This is a genomic window from Pseudomonas sp. 18.1.10, assembly GCF_024655625.1.
GTDB lineage: Bacteria > Pseudomonadota > Gammaproteobacteria > Pseudomonadales > Pseudomonadaceae > Aquipseudomonas.
The window spans coordinates 1-19,171 of the sequence record NZ_JANLGL010000112.1; the positions used below are offsets into that span (position 1 = coordinate 1).

Annotated in this window: 16 protein-coding genes; 7 read left to right on the forward strand and 9 right to left on the reverse strand. The window is 60.6% G+C overall.

Features of this window, described 5'->3' with window-relative positions; genetic code table 11:
• Positions 1–194: 194 nt before the first annotated feature.
• Both NUV89_RS18455 and NUV89_RS18460 read left to right on the forward strand, forming a co-directional pair.
• The gene (locus tag NUV89_RS18455) at positions 195–1,109 is read left to right on the forward strand and encodes a GGDEF domain-containing protein (protein WP_257782427.1); all 915 of its coding nucleotides are present in this window, start codon (positions 195–197) and stop codon (positions 1,107–1,109) included.
• Position 1,110: 1 nt separating this feature from the next.
• Entirely contained in the window at positions 1,111–2,148 is a 1,038-nt protein-coding gene (locus NUV89_RS18460) for an AraC family transcriptional regulator (protein WP_257782428.1), read from the forward strand.
• On the opposite strand, the gene NUV89_RS18465 is transcribed toward NUV89_RS18460, so the two are convergent.
• The 6 genes from NUV89_RS18465 to NUV89_RS18490 form a co-directional block, all read right to left on the reverse strand.
• A complete protein-coding gene (locus NUV89_RS18465; RefSeq protein ID WP_257782429.1) occupies positions 2,135–3,016 on the reverse strand; it encodes a LysR family transcriptional regulator in 882 nt (293 codons plus the stop codon). The genes NUV89_RS18460 and NUV89_RS18465 overlap by 14 nt on opposite strands.
• Positions 3,017–3,199: 183 nt before the next feature.
• Entirely contained in the window at positions 3,200–3,817 is a 618-nt protein-coding gene (gene ycaC, locus NUV89_RS18470; RefSeq protein WP_257782430.1) for an isochorismate family cysteine hydrolase YcaC, read from the reverse strand.
• Positions 3,818–3,845: 28 nt separating this feature from the next.
• Positions 3,846–5,684, reverse strand: a complete 1,839-nt coding sequence (locus NUV89_RS18475) for an amidohydrolase (protein ID WP_257782431.1) — start codon at positions 5,682–5,684, stop codon at positions 3,846–3,848.
• Positions 5,681–6,271 carry an antibiotic biosynthesis monooxygenase gene (locus tag NUV89_RS18480; RefSeq protein ID WP_257782432.1) on the reverse strand — a complete coding sequence of 197 codons (591 nt, stop codon included), beginning with the start codon at positions 6,269–6,271 and terminating at the stop codon, positions 5,681–5,683. The genes NUV89_RS18475 and NUV89_RS18480 overlap by 4 nt, the downstream gene beginning before the upstream one ends.
• Before the next feature lie 202 nt (positions 6,272–6,473).
• Complete coding sequence (locus NUV89_RS18485; RefSeq protein ID WP_257782433.1) at positions 6,474–8,126, reverse strand: hypothetical protein; 1,653 nt, start codon at positions 8,124–8,126, stop codon at positions 6,474–6,476.
• A gap of 139 nt (positions 8,127–8,265) precedes the next feature.
• Positions 8,266–9,174 carry a LysR family transcriptional regulator gene (locus NUV89_RS18490; protein ID WP_257782434.1) on the reverse strand — a complete coding sequence of 303 codons (909 nt, stop codon included), beginning with the start codon at positions 9,172–9,174 and terminating at the stop codon, positions 8,266–8,268.
• Between the two features lie 204 nt (positions 9,175–9,378).
• On the opposite strand from NUV89_RS18490, the gene NUV89_RS18495 reads away from it, so the two are divergent.
• Together NUV89_RS18495 and NUV89_RS18500 are read left to right on the forward strand one after the other, a co-directional pair.
• Positions 9,379–9,777, forward strand: a complete 399-nt coding sequence (locus NUV89_RS18495) for a helix-turn-helix domain-containing protein (protein WP_257782435.1) — start codon at positions 9,379–9,381, stop codon at positions 9,775–9,777.
• Between the two features lie 57 nt (positions 9,778–9,834).
• Positions 9,835–12,597, forward strand: coding sequence for a helix-turn-helix transcriptional regulator (locus NUV89_RS18500; RefSeq protein WP_257782436.1), 2,763 nt, complete (start codon positions 9,835–9,837; stop codon positions 12,595–12,597).
• Here the strand turns inward: NUV89_RS18500 and NUV89_RS18505 are convergent.
• Both NUV89_RS18505 and NUV89_RS18510 read right to left on the reverse strand, forming a co-directional pair.
• Positions 12,544–13,995, reverse strand: coding sequence for a winged helix-turn-helix domain-containing protein (locus tag NUV89_RS18505; RefSeq protein ID WP_257782437.1), 1,452 nt, complete (start codon positions 13,993–13,995; stop codon positions 12,544–12,546). The genes NUV89_RS18500 and NUV89_RS18505 overlap by 54 nt on opposite strands.
• 148 nt (positions 13,996–14,143) lie before the next feature.
• A complete protein-coding gene (locus tag NUV89_RS18510) occupies positions 14,144–15,094 on the reverse strand; it encodes a GlxA family transcriptional regulator (protein WP_257782438.1) in 951 nt (316 codons plus the stop codon).
• Between the two features lie 180 nt (positions 15,095–15,274).
• Between NUV89_RS18510 and NUV89_RS18515 the strand changes: the two genes are divergently transcribed.
• Complete coding sequence (locus tag NUV89_RS18515; RefSeq protein ID WP_257782439.1) at positions 15,275–15,997, forward strand: pirin family protein; 723 nt, start codon at positions 15,275–15,277, stop codon at positions 15,995–15,997.
• A 120-nt stretch (positions 15,998–16,117) separates the two neighbouring features.
• Entirely contained in the window at positions 16,118–16,426 is a 309-nt protein-coding gene (locus tag NUV89_RS18520; protein WP_257782440.1) for a hypothetical protein, read from the forward strand.
• A gap of 123 nt (positions 16,427–16,549) precedes the next feature.
• Here NUV89_RS18520 and NUV89_RS18525 read toward each other — a convergent pair whose 3' ends face one another.
• Positions 16,550–17,902 carry a Fic family protein gene (locus tag NUV89_RS18525; RefSeq protein ID WP_257782441.1) on the reverse strand — a complete coding sequence of 451 codons (1,353 nt, stop codon included), beginning with the start codon at positions 17,900–17,902 and terminating at the stop codon, positions 16,550–16,552.
• A 267-nt stretch (positions 17,903–18,169) separates the two neighbouring features.
• On the opposite strand from NUV89_RS18525, the gene NUV89_RS18530 reads away from it, so the two are divergent.
• Positions 18,170–19,114 (forward strand): aliphatic sulfonate ABC transporter substrate-binding protein, encoded by a 945-nt coding sequence (locus tag NUV89_RS18530; RefSeq protein ID WP_257782442.1) that lies wholly within the window; start codon positions 18,170–18,172, stop codon positions 19,112–19,114.
• The last annotated feature ends 57 nt before the right edge of the window (positions 19,115–19,171 follow it).

The following is a 19,171-nucleotide window of genomic DNA, read 5'->3' on the forward strand; positions in this document are numbered from 1 at the left end:
AACAGCTTTGACTGACACACTGCATTCGCGAGCAAGCCCGCTCCCACACAAGCCAGCTCCCACATTTGAACGGTGTTTGCCAAAAGATTGGGGGTTTGCCGTGAGCTGATTCGACCCACCCCCACCGTCACGCAACCGTCACATCCATCTGCTGTGCTGGCGCCCATCGCTCTGTTGCCCAAGGATTCGCGGCCATGTTCTCCGTGCTCAAACCCCACCGCTGGAAACTCTCCCTGCTGCTGATCGCCGCCAACCTCGGGTTGATCCTGCACCTGGCCTGTGGCGAGTTGAAAAGCTTCAGCGAGTGGGTGTGGCTGGACATCTTCGGCGAAGGCGGCTCCGCCCTGCTCGCCCTGGTATGGCTCGGCCTGGTGCTGAAAAGCCGCCCCGCCGGGCGCGTGACCAACTACCTGGCGCTGGGCCTGTCGTGCATCTTTTTCTCCTGGTGGATCGACAGCCTCGACGAGTTCATCCGCCTGCCCGACAGCATCACCTGGGACCACTGGCTCGAATCCGGGCCGATGCCGGTGGGCATGATCCTGCTGACCATCGGCATCTACCACTGGCACCGCGAACAACTGGCGATCAGTGCGCAAATGGAGAAACGCGAGCGGCTGTTCCGCGAGCATCGCCTGTTCGACAAACTCACGCCCCTGGCCGGCGCCGACTACCTCAAGCGCCAATTGGCCGACAGCCTGCGCGACAGCCAGGAGCAGCAGCAACCGCTGTCCCTGCTGGCCCTGGACCTGGATAACTTCGCCGCCATCAACCAGGCCTATGGGCATGCCGAAGGCGACGCGGTGCTGCAGGCCCTCAGCCATGTGCTGTTGCTGAACCTGCGCCGTCAGGATTTGCTCTGCCGCCTGGCCGGCGACCGCTTCGTGGTGCTGCTGCCCAACACCGGCGAACGCCAAGCCCAGGTGCTCGCGCTGGAGCTGCAACAAACCGTGCGAGCCCTCGCCCACAAGACCCGGCTGCAAGGCGAACGCCTGCAACTGGCGGCGACCACCGCCGTGGTCATGGCCCTGGACGAGGCGCCGCAGGATTTGCTCAAGCGCCTAAACCTGGCCCTCGCCCGCGCCAAGCAACCCCTTGCGAAAAGCGCCTGAGATGGCGGTGAAAACAGACTGGTATGAAGCCGACAGCCGCTTCATCCCGGGGCATTACCAACCCGCCACCCTGATCGACCTGGCGTTGTCGCGGGACATCGACAGCCATCGCCTGCTGCGTGGCACCGGGCTGTTTCATGAGGACATCCTGGCGGGCACGGCACGGCTGAGCCCGCAGCAATTTCTCGGCCTGATCGGCAACAGCCGCAAGTTACTGGACGCCGACGACAGCAGCTTCCTGTTCGGCCAGCGCTTGTTGCCCGGCTATTACGGTGCGGCCAGCCACGCCTTGGGCCACGCGCAGAACCTGCATCAGGCGCTGGACATCCTGATCCAGCAGCAAGTGCTGCTCAGCCCGCTGGTCACCCTGCAATTGGAATTGGATGAGCACCATGCCTACCTGTATTGGCTGGACAGTTGTGGTGCCGGCGAACACTGGCGTTTCCTGCTCGAAGCCAGCATGACCTCGCTGGTTGCCATGAGCCAATGGCTCAGCGGCGAACGCCTGCCGTGGGTGGCCAGTTTCAGCCATGCCGAGCCGCGTTATGTCGAACAGTATTGGGTGCACCTGGGCGAAGACACGCGCTTTGATCGGCCGCTGGACATGCTGTGCATCCCCCGCGAATACCTCACTCGCCCGTGGCCGGGCGCGTCCGTCACGGCTGGGCAGGTCGCGCGCCAGCAGGCCCGGGAGCAGATCGAACAGTTGGGCTTTGCCGGCAGTTTTCTCGATTGCCTCGACGACTACCTGCGCGACCTGGTGCGTCAACCGCCGAGCCTGGAACAGGCGGCGCTGGCGTTCGCCATGAGCCCGGCGACCCTTAAGCGCAAGCTGCACAAGCACGACACCGGGTTTCAGCAGCAAGTGGACCGGGTGCGCAAGCAGGTGGCGTTGCACCTGTATCAGGTCAAGGGCTACAGCAATGAGGAAGTGGCGGCGTACTTGAACTTCAACGATGCGGCGAACTTTCGCCGCTCATTCAAGCGCTGGACCGGCAGCACGCCCAACCTGATCCGCCAGCTGTTCAACAGCCGCTAGCCAGGCGCTCGCGCAGGAACTCTACCAGCGCCTGCACCGGCCGTGAGCTTTGCCGGTGTTGCGGGTACACCGCCGACAGGGTCAGGTCTTCGGGGGCGAATTCGTCCAACACGCTGACCAGGCGCCCGTCCTTCAGCGCGTCGCCGACGATAAAGGTCGGCAGGTAGGTCACGCCCAAACCGGCGATGGCGGTGTCGCGCAACAGATCACCGTTGTTCACGCGCATCCGCCCGCTCACATTCAGCGCCTGCACCTTGCCCTTGAAGCGCCATTGCACCTGGCGGCCGTGGCCGTAGGGCAGGCAGTCGTGGTCGGCGAGATCATCGGGTTTTTGCGGGGTGCCGCGCAGCGCCAGGTAGTCGGGGCTGGCGCAGTACACCCGGGGAATGCTGGCGATACGGCGGGCAATCAGGGTGGAGTCTTCCAGGGTGCCGATGCGCAAGACCAGGTCGTAGCCTTCGCCGATCAGGTCCACGGGGCGGTCGCTGAGATCGACCTCCACCGACACTTGGGGATGGCGTTGCAAAAACAGCGGCAACAGGCAACCGAGGTGGGCCATGGCAAACGACAACGGCGCGCTGAGGCGAATGGTGCCGCGCGGCTCGCTGTTCTGCCCGGCGATGCCCTGCTCCACTTGCTCGACTTCACCGAGCAGGCGCAGGGCCGATTCGTAATAACTCTGGCCCAGTGGCGTGACATCCAGGCGGCGGGTGGAACGGTTGAGCAGACGCACGCCGAGGCGGTCTTCCAGCTGGATCAGGCGGCGGCTGACGAACTGCTTGGACAGGCCCAACTGTTCGGCGGCGGCGGTGAAGCTGCCGGACTCCATGACCTGGCAGAACAGGCGCATGTCTTCAAAGGGGTTCATTGTCGCTTCTCGGTGGACATTTGTGCGGTTGTATAACCGGTTCGTCGCAACACCACAAACCAAAATGTGGGAGCGGGCTTGCTCGCGAATGCGGTGGGTCAGTCACACAATCTATTGACTGACACTTCGTATTCGCGAGCAAGCCCGCTCCCACAGGGGTGTTGCGCAGTTTTCTAGAACGGGTTACTTGGCAGTAAACGCCGAGTAGCTGTTCATCAGGTTGCGGTAGTTGGGGATGCGCGGCGACAGCAGGTTGGCCAGGCCTTCCATGTCGTTGCGCCAGTCCCGTTGCAGTTCACAGGCCACGGCGAACCAGTTCACCAGTTGTGCACCGGCGGCGGTCATGCGCGCCCAGGCGGCCTGTTGCACGGTTTCGTTGAAGGTGCCCGAGGCGTCGGTAACCACGAACACGTCAAAGCCTTCCTCCAGCGCGCACAGGGTCGGGAACGCCACGCACACGTCGGTCACGACGCCGGCAATGATGATCTGCTTGCGGCCGGTCGCCTTGACGGCCTTGACGAAATCTTCGTTGTCCCAGGCGTTGATCTGGCCAGGGCGAGCGATGTACGGCGCGTCCGGGAACAGTTCCTTGAGTTCCGGCACCAGCGGGCCGTTGGGGCCGCTTTCAAAGCTGGTGGTGAGGATGGTCGGCAGGTTGAAGAACTTCGCCACATCGGCCAGGGCCAGGACATTGTTCTTGAATTCGTTGGGGGAGAAATCCTGGACCAGGGAGATCAGACCAGTCTGGTGATCGACCAACAGTACAACCGCGTCATCTTTGTTCAAGCGTGGGCTAGCCATGGTTCAACTCCTTACGGGGGATGGGAAATCAGAAAGCAAAGCAGGAACAGCCAAACGCGCCCCAGAAGCCCTGGAAGTCGCTGACCGGCACGCTGGACAGCCGCGCCTTTTCGTGGCTGTGGACATGCACGCCGCAGGGGCCGCTGCACTGGTGCACTTGCGCCTGCAACGGCGAACTTGGGCGCCAGTGACCCGGCACCTTGACCACCGGCGACCAGTCCGGCAGCACCGGTACACGTGGTGGTGCGTAATCTTCAAAGTCGCCGGCGCCGTAAACCACCTTGCCGCCGACCACGGTGAGCACCGATTCGATCCACTTGATGGCTTCTTCATCGACACTGAAAAAGTCCGCCGACAGTGCGGCGACGTCCGCCAATTGGCCGACCTTGATCTGGCCTTTCTTGCCCTGCTCGGATGAGAACCAGGCGCTGCCGTGGGTGAACAGTTCCAGCGCGGTGAGGCGCGGCAAGCCTTCGGCGTGCAGCTCCAGGCCGCCGACGGTGCGGCCGCTGACCATCCAGTACAGCGAGGTCCACGGGTTGTAGCTCGACACCCGCGTGGCATCGGTACCCGCCCCTACCGGCACGCCTTCGGCGAGCATGCGCTTGATCGGCGGCGTGGCTTCGGCGGCCTTGGCGCCGTAGCGCTCGACGAAGTACTCGCCCTGGAACGCCATGCGGTCCTGGATCGCAATACCGCCGCCCAAGGCACGCACGCGCTCGATGTTTTTCGGCGTGATGGTTTCGGCGTGGTCGAAGAACCACGGCAGGCCATTGAACGGAATGTCGCGATTGACCTTCTCGAACACGTCGAGCATGCGCGAGATGGACTCGTCATACGTGGCATGCAGGCGGAACGGCCAGCGCTGCTCCACCAGATGGCGCACCACCGGTTCCAGCTCCTGCTCCATGGTCAGCGGCAGGTCCGGGCGCGGCTCGAGGAAGTCTTCGAAGTCGGCGGCCGAGAACACCAGCATCTCGCCGGCGCCGTTGTGGCGCAGGTAGTCATCGCCCTGGTGCAGGGTGACGCTGCCGGTCCAGTTCTTGAAGTCGCTGAGTTCTTCCTTGGGCTTCTGGGTGAACAGGTTGTAGGCGATGCGCACCGTCAACTGTTCGTCCTTGGCCAACTGCTCGATCACCGCATAGTCATCGGGGTAGTTCTGGAAACCGCCGCCAGCATCGATGGCGCTGGTCAGGCCGAGGCGGTTGAGTTCACGCATGAACTGGCGGGTCGAGTTGACCTGGTATTCCAGCGGCAGTTTCGGGCCTTTGGCGAGGGTCGAATAGAGGATCATCGCGTTGGGCCGCGCCACCAGCATGCCGGTGGGGTTGCCGTGGCTGTCGCGCACGATCTCGCCGCCCGGCGGGTTCGGCGTGTCCTTGGTGTAGCCCGCCACGCGCAGGGCGGCGCGGTTGAGCAAGGCGCGGTCGTACAAGTGCAGCACGAACACGGGCGTGTCCGGCGCGGCCTGGTTCAACTCTTCGAGCGTGGGCATGCGCTTTTCGGCGAACTGGAATTCGTTCCAGCCACCCACCACGCGCACCCATTGCGGTGTCGGGGTGCGGTCGGCCTGGTCCTTGAGCATGCGCAACGCATCGGCCAGGGACGGCACGCCTTCCCAGCGCAGTTCGAGGTTGTAGTTCAAGCCGCCACGGATCAGGTGCAAGTGGGAGTCGTTGAGGCCGGGGATCACGGTGCGGCCCTTGAGGTCGATGACCTGGGTGCCACTGCCGCGCAGGGCCATGGCTTCACCGTCGGTGCCGACGGCAACAAAACGGCCCTGGTGGATGGCGACGGCGGTGGCGCGCGGGTTTTCCCGGTCCACGGTGTGGAACTGGCCATTGAACAGAATCAGGTCGGCGTTCATAGGGTTTCCTTTACAGAGGCTTCAAGCCAGGGAGCGAACAGGCGAGTGGCGGCCGGCATCAGCAGGTAGACCACCAGCAGGACGATGGTCAGGGTGACCAGGAAGGTGGCGACCACATAGTTGGAGAGGAAGGGGTGCAGGCGCAGCACCGGGCCCCAGATGATCGGGACCAGCAGGGTCAGCGGCAGGATCACAAACAGCGTGACCACGGCCTGCTTCCAGCGCGGCGGTTTGGCGGCGTTTTCGGTTTCGGGGTTGAACCAGAACTCGTTGACGGCACCGATTTCGGTGTTGTCGCCGTCGGCTAGCAGGGGAGCGACTTCGTCGATCAGGGTTTTGCGCTCGGGGGAATCGAGCCAGGTTTCCAGGGCATCGGTGGAGCGGTAGCGCAACACGCAGGTGAACAGGGCTAGGCCGTTTTGCTTGCTGCGTACGACGTCGACGCCGAGGTGGCCGGGGCGCTCACCGGCGATGCGTACGATGCGGCGCAGCCAGGCTTCGTAGTCGGCTTCGTGGCCTTGTTTGATGAGGTGTTTGACGACCAGGGTGACGACTTCGTCGGGGCCTGTCTTGGAGGCTTGGTCCATGGTGCTTGATTCCCCCTAGAGATTTGAAAGGGGGGAAGTTTGGCGGGGATGTGGGATGGGGAATTGGATGTATGTGCTGTCTAGCGAAGAATCATCGTTTACTGAGTGTAAGACACCCGCCACCGAAAAAACCTACGCAAGCATGGCTACACTGACGGAGCTTACGCAGGCACTGATATTTTATTTGAGCTATGCATTTAGCTTAATTCAACAGCCGCCACATACCTCCCCCTGCATAAGCAAATGCATAAGTACCGCCTTCCTTCAAGTAAAGGTGTTGACCTCCAACTATGTGGGCTCCATAAATTTCAATAACAGAAGTAGCACTAGAGGTAACAAATACCACGCTATTGATTTTTTCAGCATAGGGTGCCAATCGGATCGGCGAAGCCTTATTGCCGTCACTCAGTACATAACGGGCAAATTTTTCACCAAACGGTGGCGGCGGCACCATTGAACCGTTGGTGTTAGGCGTATAAACCTCACACACAAACTCCCAACGCTTATTCAAATAAACAAACGCAGCAACATCGCCCGCTGACATTGGAACATTAATATCAGCTGGAAATATCGAGTGCCTTATTGTCAACGTCGTGCTAATTTCTCGACCTATCGCAACCACCAATCCATGCTCACCATAGGGTGAGTTGGCAGGGTCCGGCAAAATAATATTACTGCGCGAACAGCCATAAAAAACCCAATAAATAAGACTCAACCTATAAGGAATGTAATTCGTCGGCTCATAGCAAGCCCACGTCTCATTATAATAACCAAAACGAAACTGATTGGCGTAGATAATATTATCAACAAGCCGATGACGCAAAGACCAGTCAGTATTAATTATATAATGCTTCATAATAGGGCTCGCCGCAGTGCCTGACGCAAACCAACTCATGATATCCGGCGACATATCATCAGGCGTATGAAACAACTTATTATACTTGGCTGCCTGGATCGATTTGAGTTCCCAAGGCCCCTTCGACTCAGCTGCCACTTTATCAATAAATGCTTTTAACTGAGAGGATGTTGGCTGATCAGACCCAATCCAACGCTGATTGACTCCCGTCCAAAAATCCGGATTCCGATTATCATTTTGATAGGCAATGACTACCGTCTTACCCAACGCAGCCAACTGCGCCAGATTAAAGCTTCTGAACTTATGAGGCGCTATAAGTCCACGCAACGAATTTTTAATAACCCCGGCCAACTCAAGATGCGCGGCAACCGTAAATCCCTTGAACTCATGAAAATCAAGAACAACAACCTCACCCCTATTTCTTACATCACTGTAAAAGTCCAATAACGCATTTAAAATATCACCCTGAATCGTTCGGCCATTGTTACCACTATGAAAAATCATGAACCGACGGCTATCGCCCGCCGGATAACCAGAATAAAATTGGACTCTGATGTCAATCACACGAATACCTGCATGCAGTTGCGTGTGAACGGTCACATCCTGACAAGTCTCCATGGAAGGTGTATATGCTGCTCTTTTATCAAACGCCGACTGATGAGTACCCGGAAGAATGGCATCTTGAACCCGAAGATGTTTGGCTGATCCGTAAGCGGCCATCCACCTGACTCTATGCTCGTTATTATACGGACGACATATACCACTACTCCAATTACCATTCGGACACCAGCCGGCTTTAGGTGAATCGTCATCATCGAGTTTAAGATCTGATAAATCGGGCACTATATTTTCCGGAAATGACCGCTCTTCAGAAAATGCATTCATGCCATGATCGGGACCAAAAACAGTAATATTTTCAGGCTTTAAGCTACCATCCTCATTAATATCATGAGCAGCAACATCCAGCGCACCGTCGATTTCATTTTTTTTCCGCGACATGATTTAACCCTCACATTACATCAACCCAACGAGTTGCTATATATTAGGAGCACCACCTCGCTCAAAATGACTGTCAATGTTCACAGTTTTAAAATCTTTTCATTATAAAACATATAACCAATATGAAGTTCAGCCTCCTCTACAACCGTCTCGCCATATGCTCGCCAATCCGCCCCCGCAACCACCGCTCTGCCGGATCATTGTCATGCACCCCACTCCACACCATCGACAATTCCGCGGCATCAATCGCGAACGGCGGGTCTTCGGCGCGTAAGGTGGTGCCCTCGGTCAACGCACACGCCGCATAATCCGGCACGGTCGCAATAATCTGCGTCCCCGCCAACAACGCCCGCAACCCACTGAATTGCGGCACGGCCAACACCACCCGCCGCGCCCGGCCAATGCGTGCCAGGTCCAGGTCGATATTGCCGCTCAAATCCCCAGAAAACGACACCATCGCATGGGGCCGCTCGCAATAGTCATCCAGGGTCAACGGCGATGTGCCCCCGTCCCCCCGCAGCACCTTGCACGGAATATCCCGCAGCTTCTTGCGCTTGGCATTCGCCGGCAGCTCCGTGGTGTAACTGACCCCCACCGAAATCTCGCCACTGGCCAACAACGCCGACATCAGCAGGTAATTGGCACGACGCACCACCACGACAATCCCCGGTGCCTCCTCACGCAGTTGGCTGAGCAACGGCGGAAACAAACCAAATTCGGCATCGTCGGACAGCCCGATGCGAAACACCGCGCAGCTGGTGGAGGGATCGAAATCCTTGGCGCGGCTGACAGCGCCCGAGATGATGTCCATGGCCGGTTGCAGCTCCTTGAGTATCGCCACGGCGCGTGGCGTGGGCTCCATGCCCCGCCCGTTGCGCAGCAGCAACGGGTCGTCGAACAGATCGCGCAAACGCCCCAATGCCGCACTCACCGCCGGTTGGCCCATGAAGAGTTTCTCGGCGACCCGGGTCAGGTTCTTCTCGAACATCAGCGCTTCGAAAACCACCAACAGGTTCATATCGACGCGGCGCAGGTCGTTGCGGTTCATAGCGGTATCCAAGCGGTTGGCGAGCCGCCAGAAAAGCACGCCAAACGCGGCCTGGATTGCACCGCTGTGCTGTCTTTTCAACGCCCGCACCTGGCGAAATTAACAACGATTAACTCGTCAGCCGGACGGTCTGGCGCCAAGAATGTGTCGGTCTACACTGCATCCATTCACCGGGAACGCTCCCATCGACTGCGGATATCCGTCATGGCCCGACTTGAGCACACTGCTCCCCGTTTATCCGCGACCGGCGGCCTGTGTGCCCGGCGTGAGCGGATTGCCAAACAATTGATCCTCGCCAACCTCGGTGAAAGCCTGGCGATTGCCGAACTGGCCCAGGCCTGCGCGCTGTCGCGCAGCCATTTTTCGCGGGCGTTCAAGTGCACCACCGGGCTGCCGCCGCAGGAATGGATTCGCCAACAGCGCATCCAGCGCGCCAAGGAATTGATTACCGGTTCCGCCTTGAGCCTCACGCAGATCAGCCTGGAGTGCGGCTTTTGCGACCAGGCGCACTTCTGCCACATGTTCACCCGTAGCGAAGGCGTCAACCCGATGACCTGGCGAAATCACCAATTGCGTCACAGGCCGCAAGTGATTGCGGCCTAGTGGTGGGCACCCGCCTGGAATATGCTGGCCGCACCCTTTTCCCAGAGCATGGCCGCCATGAATGACCTCAGCGACCAGGCCGTGCAGTTCGGCCCCTACCGCATCCACCCGCGCCAGCGCCTGGTGTTGGAAGGCGGCCGCCCGTTGCGCCTGGGGCGGCGTGCCGTGGAGATCTTGCTGATCCTGCTGGAGCAGGCCGGCAACGTGGTGAGCAAGCAGGAATTGATCGCCCGCGTGTGGCCCAGGAGCGTGGTGGAAGACGGCAACCTGCGGGTGCATATGGCCGCGCTGCGCAAGGCCTTGGGCGATGGCCAGGCCGGGCAGCGCTATATCGTGACCGTGGCCCAGCGTGGCTACAGTTTTGTCGCGCCACTGAGCATCGAACCCATGAGCCTGCCCACCGAAGGTGCGCCGCAACGCCCGAGCCACAACCTGCCGCTGCGGCGCACGCGCATGATTGGCCGCCAGGCGCTGATCGATGCACTGGTGCAGCAACTGCCCGCACAACGTTTCATCACCCTCACCGGCGCCGGCGGCATCGGCAAGACCACCGTGGCGCTGCGGGTGGCGGAGTTGCTGATCGGGCATTACCGCGACGGCATCCGCCTGCTCGACCTGGCGCCGCTGAGCGCGCCGTCGATGATCCTGCCCAACCTCGCCGCCCTGCTCGACCTCACCCTCAGCGAACATGAGCCCTTGCTCACCTTGGCCCGCAGCCTGCAAACGCGCCAGCTACTGCTGGTGATCGACAACTGCGAGCACCTGCTGGACGACATCGCGCTTATCAGCGAAACCCTGCTGCGCTACGCGCCCGAGTTGCACATCATCGCCACCAGCCGCGAAGCGCTGCGGGCCGAGGGTGAATCCGTGCAGCGCCTGGAGCCGCTGGCGTGCCCGCCGGCCACCGGCAACCGCGCCCAGGCCCTCGGTTACCCGGCCCTGCAATTGCTGATCGAACGGGCGATGTCCCACCAGGACAGCTTTGCCCTCAGCGACGCCGAGCTGCCGCTGGCCATCGATATCTGCCAGCGCCTGGACGGCATTCCCCTGGCAATCGAACTGGTCGCGGCGCAGATCGAACGCTTCGGCCTGCCGGGCCTGCTGGTGCAGATGGAAGACAACTTCCGCCTGCTCACCCGTGGCCGCAACAGTGCCCTGCCCCGCCAGCAAACCCTGCGCGCCACGCTGGACTGGAGCTTTGAGCTACTCACCGGCTGCGAGCAGATCTGCCTGCGCCGCCTCGCGGTGTTTCGCGGCGGCTTCAGTCTGGCCAGCGCGGCGGCGGTGATCGCCGGGGAACAGGTGGCGCCCGCAGAAGTGCTGGGTTCCATCACGCAGCTGGTGGCCAAGTCCTTGCTCAATGTGGAGGCCGGTGATGACGAGGTGGTCTATCGCCTGCACGACATCACCCGCACCTACGCCCTGGAAAAACTCAGCAGCGCCGGCGAGCTGGACGGCACCCGCGCACGCCACGCCGAACGTTGCCTGAGCCTGATGAACCAGGCGCAGGACGATTGGGAACTGACCGCGACCCAGCCGTGGATCGACCGCTATGCGCCCCTGCGCGAAGACATCCGCGCCGCCCTCGACTGGGGCCTTGGCGACCACGGCGTGCACTTATTGGGCATTCGCCTCACCGTCAGCGCCATGCCGCTGTGGCAAGAGTTGTCGCTGCTGCGCGAACACGGGTTGTACGTGGGCCAGGCCCTGGCGCGGCTGAGGCAATCGCCGACGCCGAGCCAGCGCCTGCATATGGCCCTGCAACTGGCGCTGGGCAGCTTTTCCTATCACACCCAGGGCGGCACGCCGCAGACCATCGACGCCTTTGCCTGTGCGCGGCGCCTGGCCGAAGCGGGCAAGGACCTCGCCGGCCAATTGCGCGCCGTGTCGGGGCATATGGCGGTCAACCTGTGCTGCGGCAACTATCGCGACGCCCTGGCGCAGAGCCTGCACTTCGACCAACTGGGGCCGCAGGCCGACCCCTTGCTGGACCTCAGCGCACAACGCCTGCGCGTGCTCGCGCAACACTTCGCCGGCAACCAGGCGCTGGCCTTGCACAACGCCGAGCAGGTGATCCAGCGCATGGCCCAGAGCGGCCATCTGAACCGCTTTACCCATGGTTTTGGCGTGCAGTACGACCAAAGCGTGGCGTCGTTGACCATCCTCGCGCGCATCCTCTGGCTGCGGGGTTTCCCGGAGCGCGCCGCACGCATCGCCGAGCAGGCGCTGGCACTCGCGTTGCAGATCAACCATGGCACGTCGATCTGCTACACCCTGGCCCTGGCGGGCGTGGTGATCGCCCGCTACAACGGCGACACCGCCGCGACCCGTGCGCACATGGACCTGCTGCTGCAACAGGCACAAAAACACTCGGTGCAACTGTTCCATACCTGGGCGCGCTGTTACGCCGGCACCACGCGGATCGCCGATGTGCAGGGCTTGGGGCTGGTGGAAGATATTCTCGTCACCTTCAACGCCCTCGAGCCGAGCGACGCCGTGTTCGAACGCGCCCGCAACGGCGGCGCCGGCTGGTGCACTGCGGAGATCCTGCGGGCGCGCGCCGAACGCCTCAGCGACAGCCGTGCCGCCGAAGCCCTGCTGCTGGAAGCCCTGGGCCTGGCGCACCAGCAAGGCGCGCTGGCCTGGGAGTTGCGCAGCGCCACGGCGTTGGCGCGGTTGTGGCAGGGCCAGGGCCGCGTGCAGGCGGCGCGTGATCTGCTGGCGTCGGTGTACGGGCGTTTCAGCGAAGGTTTTGCCACCGCCGACTTACTCCGCGTACGCGGCCTGCTCGACGAGTTGCAGGACAAACGACCGGCCTGAAAACGGCCCCAGGTAATGCCTGTAGCCAGCCTGCAAGCGCGCCACCTGCTCAGGGTCGCGCAGTTGCGCCAAGGCGTAGCTGCGCAGGCTGTTGAGCAAGCGATACCGCGCGGGACCGGGGCCCGGTTCCTGGGCCAGCAACGACAGGCCCACCAGCCGCGCCAGCAGGTACGGCAGGTCGGCATGTTCCAGCTCGGTGCCCGCCACCAGCGCGGTCAGCGTGGGCAAGGTCACGGCCATCTTGAACAAGCCCAATTGCAGGAACAGCCAACGCTCCGGCAGGCTCAGGCGTGCGTAACTCCAATCCAGCGCGGCGGCGAAGGATTGGTGACGCTCAACCGCCGTGCGGCGGCCCCGCGTCAACACCTGCAAGCTGCTGCGCAATTGCGTCTGCACGCCGTGTAGGCCCAGGGCTTCGACCTGGGCCGCCGCCAGCTCCAGGGCCAGGGGAATGCCATCGAGACTGCGGCAGATATCCCGCAGGGGCGCCAGGTCCTGGGCGCGCAACACATAGCCCTGCTGACTGGCGCGAACCCGCGCAACAAGCAACTGCACGGCGGGATAGGCCATCGCTTGCTCCACACTGCCCCAACCGCACGGCGTCGGCAGCGCCAGCCTGGGCACGTGTTGCACCCACTCACCGGGCAAGTGCAAGGCTTCGCGGCTGCTCAGCAACACACTCACCTGAGGCGCGTACTGCGCCAATGTGCGCACCAGGTGACGGCAGGCACTGAGCAGCAAGTCGGCCCCATCGAGCACCAACAGCAGTTGGCGCGTCGCCAGGGGTTTGCACAATGCCTGGGCACTGGCGCAGGGTTCCAGGTCCAACGCCTTGGCCAGATGGCGGAGCATTTGCGTCGGCGCTTGCACCGTCGCCAGGTCCACCCACCACACGCCATCGCGATAACGCGGCAGCACGCGTTCGGCCAGGGCCAACGCGAGACTGCTTTTGCCCACGCCGGCGCAACCGGTCAGGGTCATCAGGCGTTGCCCGGACAGGCGCCGCACCAACATCCCCAACACTTCATCACGCCCGATCAGCGGGCTCAGGCGCACGGCCAGATTGTGCCGGGGCTTGGCGGCAGGCGTAGCGCTGTGCAGCAGTGCGACAAAGCTGTAGCCGCGCTGGGGATCGTTGATGATGCAGGGTTGGCAATCCAATGCACGGCGCAGGGCGGCGATGTGCACGCGCAGGTTGTTCTCTTCCACCACGCTGTTGGGCCACACGCGGGCGATCAGGCTGTCCTTGCTGACGAATTGCCCCGGTGCTTCCAGCAGCACCGCGAGGATGTCCAGCGCCCGCCCACCCAGCGGCACCGGAAAGCCAGCCTTGCTGACCAGGCGTTGCTGCGGGTGAAAGGTGTAGCGGCCGAAGCTCACCGGGGGCGCGTTGTGCATGTCGATAAAGCGCTGAAACACCCGGCCTTGGGCGTTTGCGCATCCTTTTCCATGGGCTTGGAGCTATCTTGCCAGCTCGCCGTGACAGGACAATGCTGGCACGGGGAGCCACACGGACTTTGAGGTGCGTCAGACGGCCATATCGGCCTTAGCTGAACTGCTGGCGGTACTGGGTCGGGTTGAGGCCGAGTTTTTCGCTGAACAGAAAACGCATGTAGCGCACGCTGCCGAAACCGGCGTGGAAGGCCACGGTCTTGAGCGGCAGGTCGGTGGTTTCCAGCAGGTGGCGGGCGCGGTCGATGCGCGCACCTTGCAAAAACGCCATGGGCGTCATGTGCACTTCCTTGGCAAACACCCGGGCGAAGTGGCGCGCGCTCATGCCCGCCAGGTCGGCCATGGAATCGATGGTGAACGGTTGATCCAACTGCGCCAGCACATGGTTCTGCACCCGTGTGATCGGCGTTTCCTGGGGCGCCACCGCAGCCGTCATCGGACTGAACTGCGCCTGGCCGCCCTGGCGTTTCATCACCACCAGCAGCACCTTGGCCACGTCCACCGCAACCTGCTTGCCGTGATCCTGGGCCACCACCGACAGCGCCAGGTCGATACCGGCGGTCACGCCGCCCGAGGTAATCAAGCGGCCGTCCTGCAAGTAGATGCGATCGGTCTCGACAATGGCCTTGGGAAAGCCCTGGATCAGCCGTTCGGTGTAGTGCCAGTGGGTGGTCACGCGATGGCCGTCGAGCAGCCCGGCGTGGCCCAATACAAACGCGCCGGTGCAGATCGACCCGAAGCGCCGCGCCTTGGGTGCGGCAGCCTTGAGCCACGGCAGCAGCGCGGGATGGCACTCGTTATAGGCCCCGGGGCCGCCGGGCACCAGCAACAGGTCATAGGCCTCAGAGGCGTGCTCCAGCAGCAGGTCGGGCTGCACCAACACACCGTTGGAGGCGCGCAACGCACCGGGCTCGGTGCCGAGGGTGAGGATGCGGTAATGCTCGGCCGCCGGCAGGTAGCGGTTGGCGATGGAGAACACCTCAAGCGGCCCGGCCATGTCGAGCAGCAGGAAGTCGGGAAACAGCGCCATGGCCACGGTTTTCATAGGGTGGAACGTCCATCGGATAAGGTACAGGCGGGCATTATGGCATGTCTTTTATTGTCAATCTAAAAGGGACAGTTATTCAGATTTCAGCTTCTTAATGAATATCTCGATAACCATTAACCTTCTTCTCAACGCCAGCGCCCTGCACTTCGCAGCCCGCGCTCACTTGAGGACAAGACCATGCTGACCCTTCGCAAAGCTTCCGAACGCGGCGCCGCCAATCACGGTTGGTTGAAGTCGTTTCATACCTTCTCGTTCGCCAACTACTGGAACCCGAAAGAACAGGGGTTCTCCGACCTGCTGGTCATCAACGACGACCGCGTCGCCGCCGGCAAAGGCTTCGGCCAGCACCCGCACCGCGACATGGAGATTTTCTCCTATGTGCTGGAAGGCGCCCTGGAACACAAGGACACCCTGGGCACAGGCTCGGTGATCCGCCCCGGCGATGTGCAACTGATGAGCGCCGGCAGCGGCGTGGCCCACAGCGAGTTCAACCATAGCCAAAACCGTGGCGTGCACTTCCTGCAAATCTGGATCGTGCCCAATGAAGTCGGGGCTGAGCCGCGCTATCAACAGGAGCACTTCAGCGCGGCGCAGAAGCGTGGGCGTTTGCAGTTAATCATCTCGCCGGACGGTGCCGAGGGGTCACTCAACGTACGCCAGGATGCGCGGGTGTATGCGGGGCTGTTCAACGGCGACGAAAGCGCGACCCTGGACTTGGCGCCAGACCGCTATGCGTACATCCATGTGGCCCGGGGCAGTGTTGAGATCAACGGCCAGCGCTTTGCAGAAGGCGACGGTGCCCGTGTGCGTGATGAGCGGCAGATCCGCGTGAGCCAGGGCGACGATGCCGAGGTGCTGGTGTTTGACCTGCGGCCTCAGGAGTTGCCACGGATGCCTTGAGCAGCCATCGCTGGTGTCGATAGTCACCATCAGCGCAATGAAGTTCTCTTAAAAACTGCGGCGCGTAACATCGAATCCATACCCGGAAACACTCAACTTAAATACTTGGAGCACATCATCATGAAACGCCAAATCTTGCTTGGACTTGCTTTTTCGGTAGTGGCTGTCAATGCTTTTGCTCATCCTCTGGTGGCTGAAGGGGGGGCTGAACGCCTGCAAGGTAATCGTGTTGCGGAAGGCGGCGCGGAACGGCTGCTGGAACGTCGTGTGGCGGAAGGTGGTTCGGATCGTCTGCTGGAACGTCGTGTGGCTGAGGGTGGGTCGGATCGTCTGCAAGAGCGTCGCTTGGCGGAAGGTGGTTCGGATCGATTGCAGGAGCGTCGTCTGGCGGAAGGTGGGGCGGAACGTTTGCTGAGTAGTCACGTGTAAGCCTGCGTTGGTTGCAGGGAATCCAAACCGGCCTGATCAGCCGGTTTTTTTCGCCTCATGTAAAACCGACTCAACAGCGACCGGCAACCCCCAACCTGCTGACCCGGTTTATACCCAATGGATTCACCGAGCTGCCGAATACTTTTTCAAGTTGGCTTGTGCGTCCTCGCGCGCGACATACAAAAAACCCTTTCCCTCTTGAACCTGGAATAGCACCTTCATTTCGACCAATTTTTCGAGATCCTTACGTGCAGTGTTTTCCGACACATCGTAGTCATGCGTGAGTTCCTTGGGCGTGAAAATTCGGCCCGGGTGCTGAAGAACCTTTTTCAAAAAGTGGCCCTGCCGATAAGTCAGCTTCTCTTTCAGCTTTAGCGCGTCCAGCCATGTCATCAGCTCGCTCGCTTCAATTCTCTTTTCGTCGAAATAATCCATGAACTCATTGACAGCACGCTCAATTACCTCTAACTGGTAAACCACGAAATAGGTCAAGTCAAATGAGTCAGTTTCCGTATAAACATAAGACCGCCCATACTTAAGCGGAGCCTCCTTCAACAAGGCGCTTATGGAGATATACTCAAAAGGCCAGTAACCGGTTTTAAGCATAAACCAATAAAACAGGCATCGCGCGGCGCGACCATTTCCATCCCTGAATGGGTGCTCATAACCAATCATGAAGTGCAGGATAATCGCCTTAACCACAGGATGGATAAATACTCTCCCATCTACACCATCATGCCGAGCATTTGCAAACCGACACAGCACTTCAAGCCTCGCTGGCAATGACAATGCCTTCGGTGGTTGATGAATAACCTCGCCATCCGTACCGCCGACAAAAATATCATCACCTTCTCTGATTTGCCCGGGGTTAACCCCCTCCTCATCAATGCCTGCTGTGGCGATACCATGAAACTCACAGATTAGTTCAACGGATAGCTCACTGCCTTTGTTGTACTTGGCATGTTTCATCAATAGGTAGTTATTAAGAATCATCCGTTCATCATCATTTTGAGGGGCGCGCTCTTTAGCCAGCATATCCTTGGCGACTTTGCGTGTGGTGGCAGCCCCTTCTAGCTGAGCACTTGAAATCGCCTCCTCCATCATTAAAGAGTCGACGAGATACTTATTATTGTCACGTCGTTTGGAAGTCGACGCGACTTCTTCACCCAGCCTAGCGGCAACGAGTTCAACGCCATGAATAGCGGCATCGCAGGCATCCGTCATGTAAAGTAAAAATGGGTTACCGCACTCACTCACAAGTTCAAGGGTCTTGCTGCCATATGCCCTAGACATTTTAATAGCAGCCCATGCAGCCTCTTTTTGAATCCCTGGCGCAGGCCGTCGCCGGAATTCGTCCCAATGCAGATACCGTCCCTTTGCGTCAACTGCTTTGTAGGTAGCTGCCAGCTCGAAAACCTGTAAACCATATTGCTTAAACAGCACCCCGAAATCGGTAGGCTTCTGAATTTTTGCCATGAGCGAAACTCAATTTTTAAAAATTGAGTTGATCCTTGCGCGTCAACCTTGAGGTGTCAAGCGTTGAAAAAAGCCGAGCAATCTCCAACGACTTGAATGCCGTTACCTCCGACACCGGCAGATCCCACTTCTACGCCTCTAGCATCGCTTCACACGGCTCCTCGAAGCGCGGACAAAGCACCTTAAGCTAAGACCAAAAGAGTATTTAACGAACGTTTTTTAGAACCTTAAGCTCACCCCATCCCATTAGAAGATCGAGCCCCCCCAATGCCCATACGTCGCCCCCTCATCGCGGTCTTAGGCTTACTGGCCTTTTCAATAGCCGCCATCGCCGAAGCCCAAGAAACCCTGCGCATCGGCTACCAGAAATCCTCCACCCTGATCACCCTGCTAAAAACCCAGGGCACCCTGGAAAAAGCCCTCAACGCCAACCACATCAACGTGACCTGGCACGAATTCCCCAGCGGCCTGCCCCTGCTCGAAGCCCTGAACGTAGGCAACGTGGACATCAGCGCCGACGTCGCCGACACCGTGCCGATCTTCGCCCAGGCCGCCCAGGCCAAGCTCACCTACTTCGCGCAGGAAGCGCCCTCGCCTTCGGCCCAGGCTATCGTGGTGCGCAAAGACTCGCCGATCCAGCAACTGAGCGATTTGAAAGGCAAGAAAATCGCGGTCACCAAAGCCGCCGGCACCCACTATCTGCTGATCGCCGCGCTGGCCAAAGCAGGCCTGGAATTCGCTGATATCGAACCCGCTTACCTGTCACCCGCCGACGGCCGCGCCGCGTTCGAAAACAACAAGGTGGATGCCTGGGTCACCTGGGAACCCTTCCTCACCGGTGTGCAACGCCAACTGCCGACCCGTACCCTGGCGGACGGCGCCGGACTTGCCAGCTACAAGCGCTATTACTTGACCGGCACGCCCTACGCCAAAGCCCATCCCGAGGTGTTGAAGGTGGTGTATGAGCAGCTGGAAAAAACCGGCCAATGGGTCAAGGCCCACCCGCAGGACGCGGCGAAAGTGCTTGGCCCGCTGTGGGGCAACCTGGACGTGGCCACGGTGGAAGCCGCCAATGCACACCGCAGCTATCAGGTGCAGCCGGTGACGGTTGACCAGTTGGGTGAGCAGCAGAAGATTGCCGATGCGTTTTTCAAGGCGGGCTTGTTGCCCAAGGCGGTCGATGCCAAGTATGTACAGACCTGGAAGCCGTAAAAAATGTGGGAGCGGGCTTGTGTGGGAGCGGGCTTGCTCGCGAAAGCGGTGGTTCAG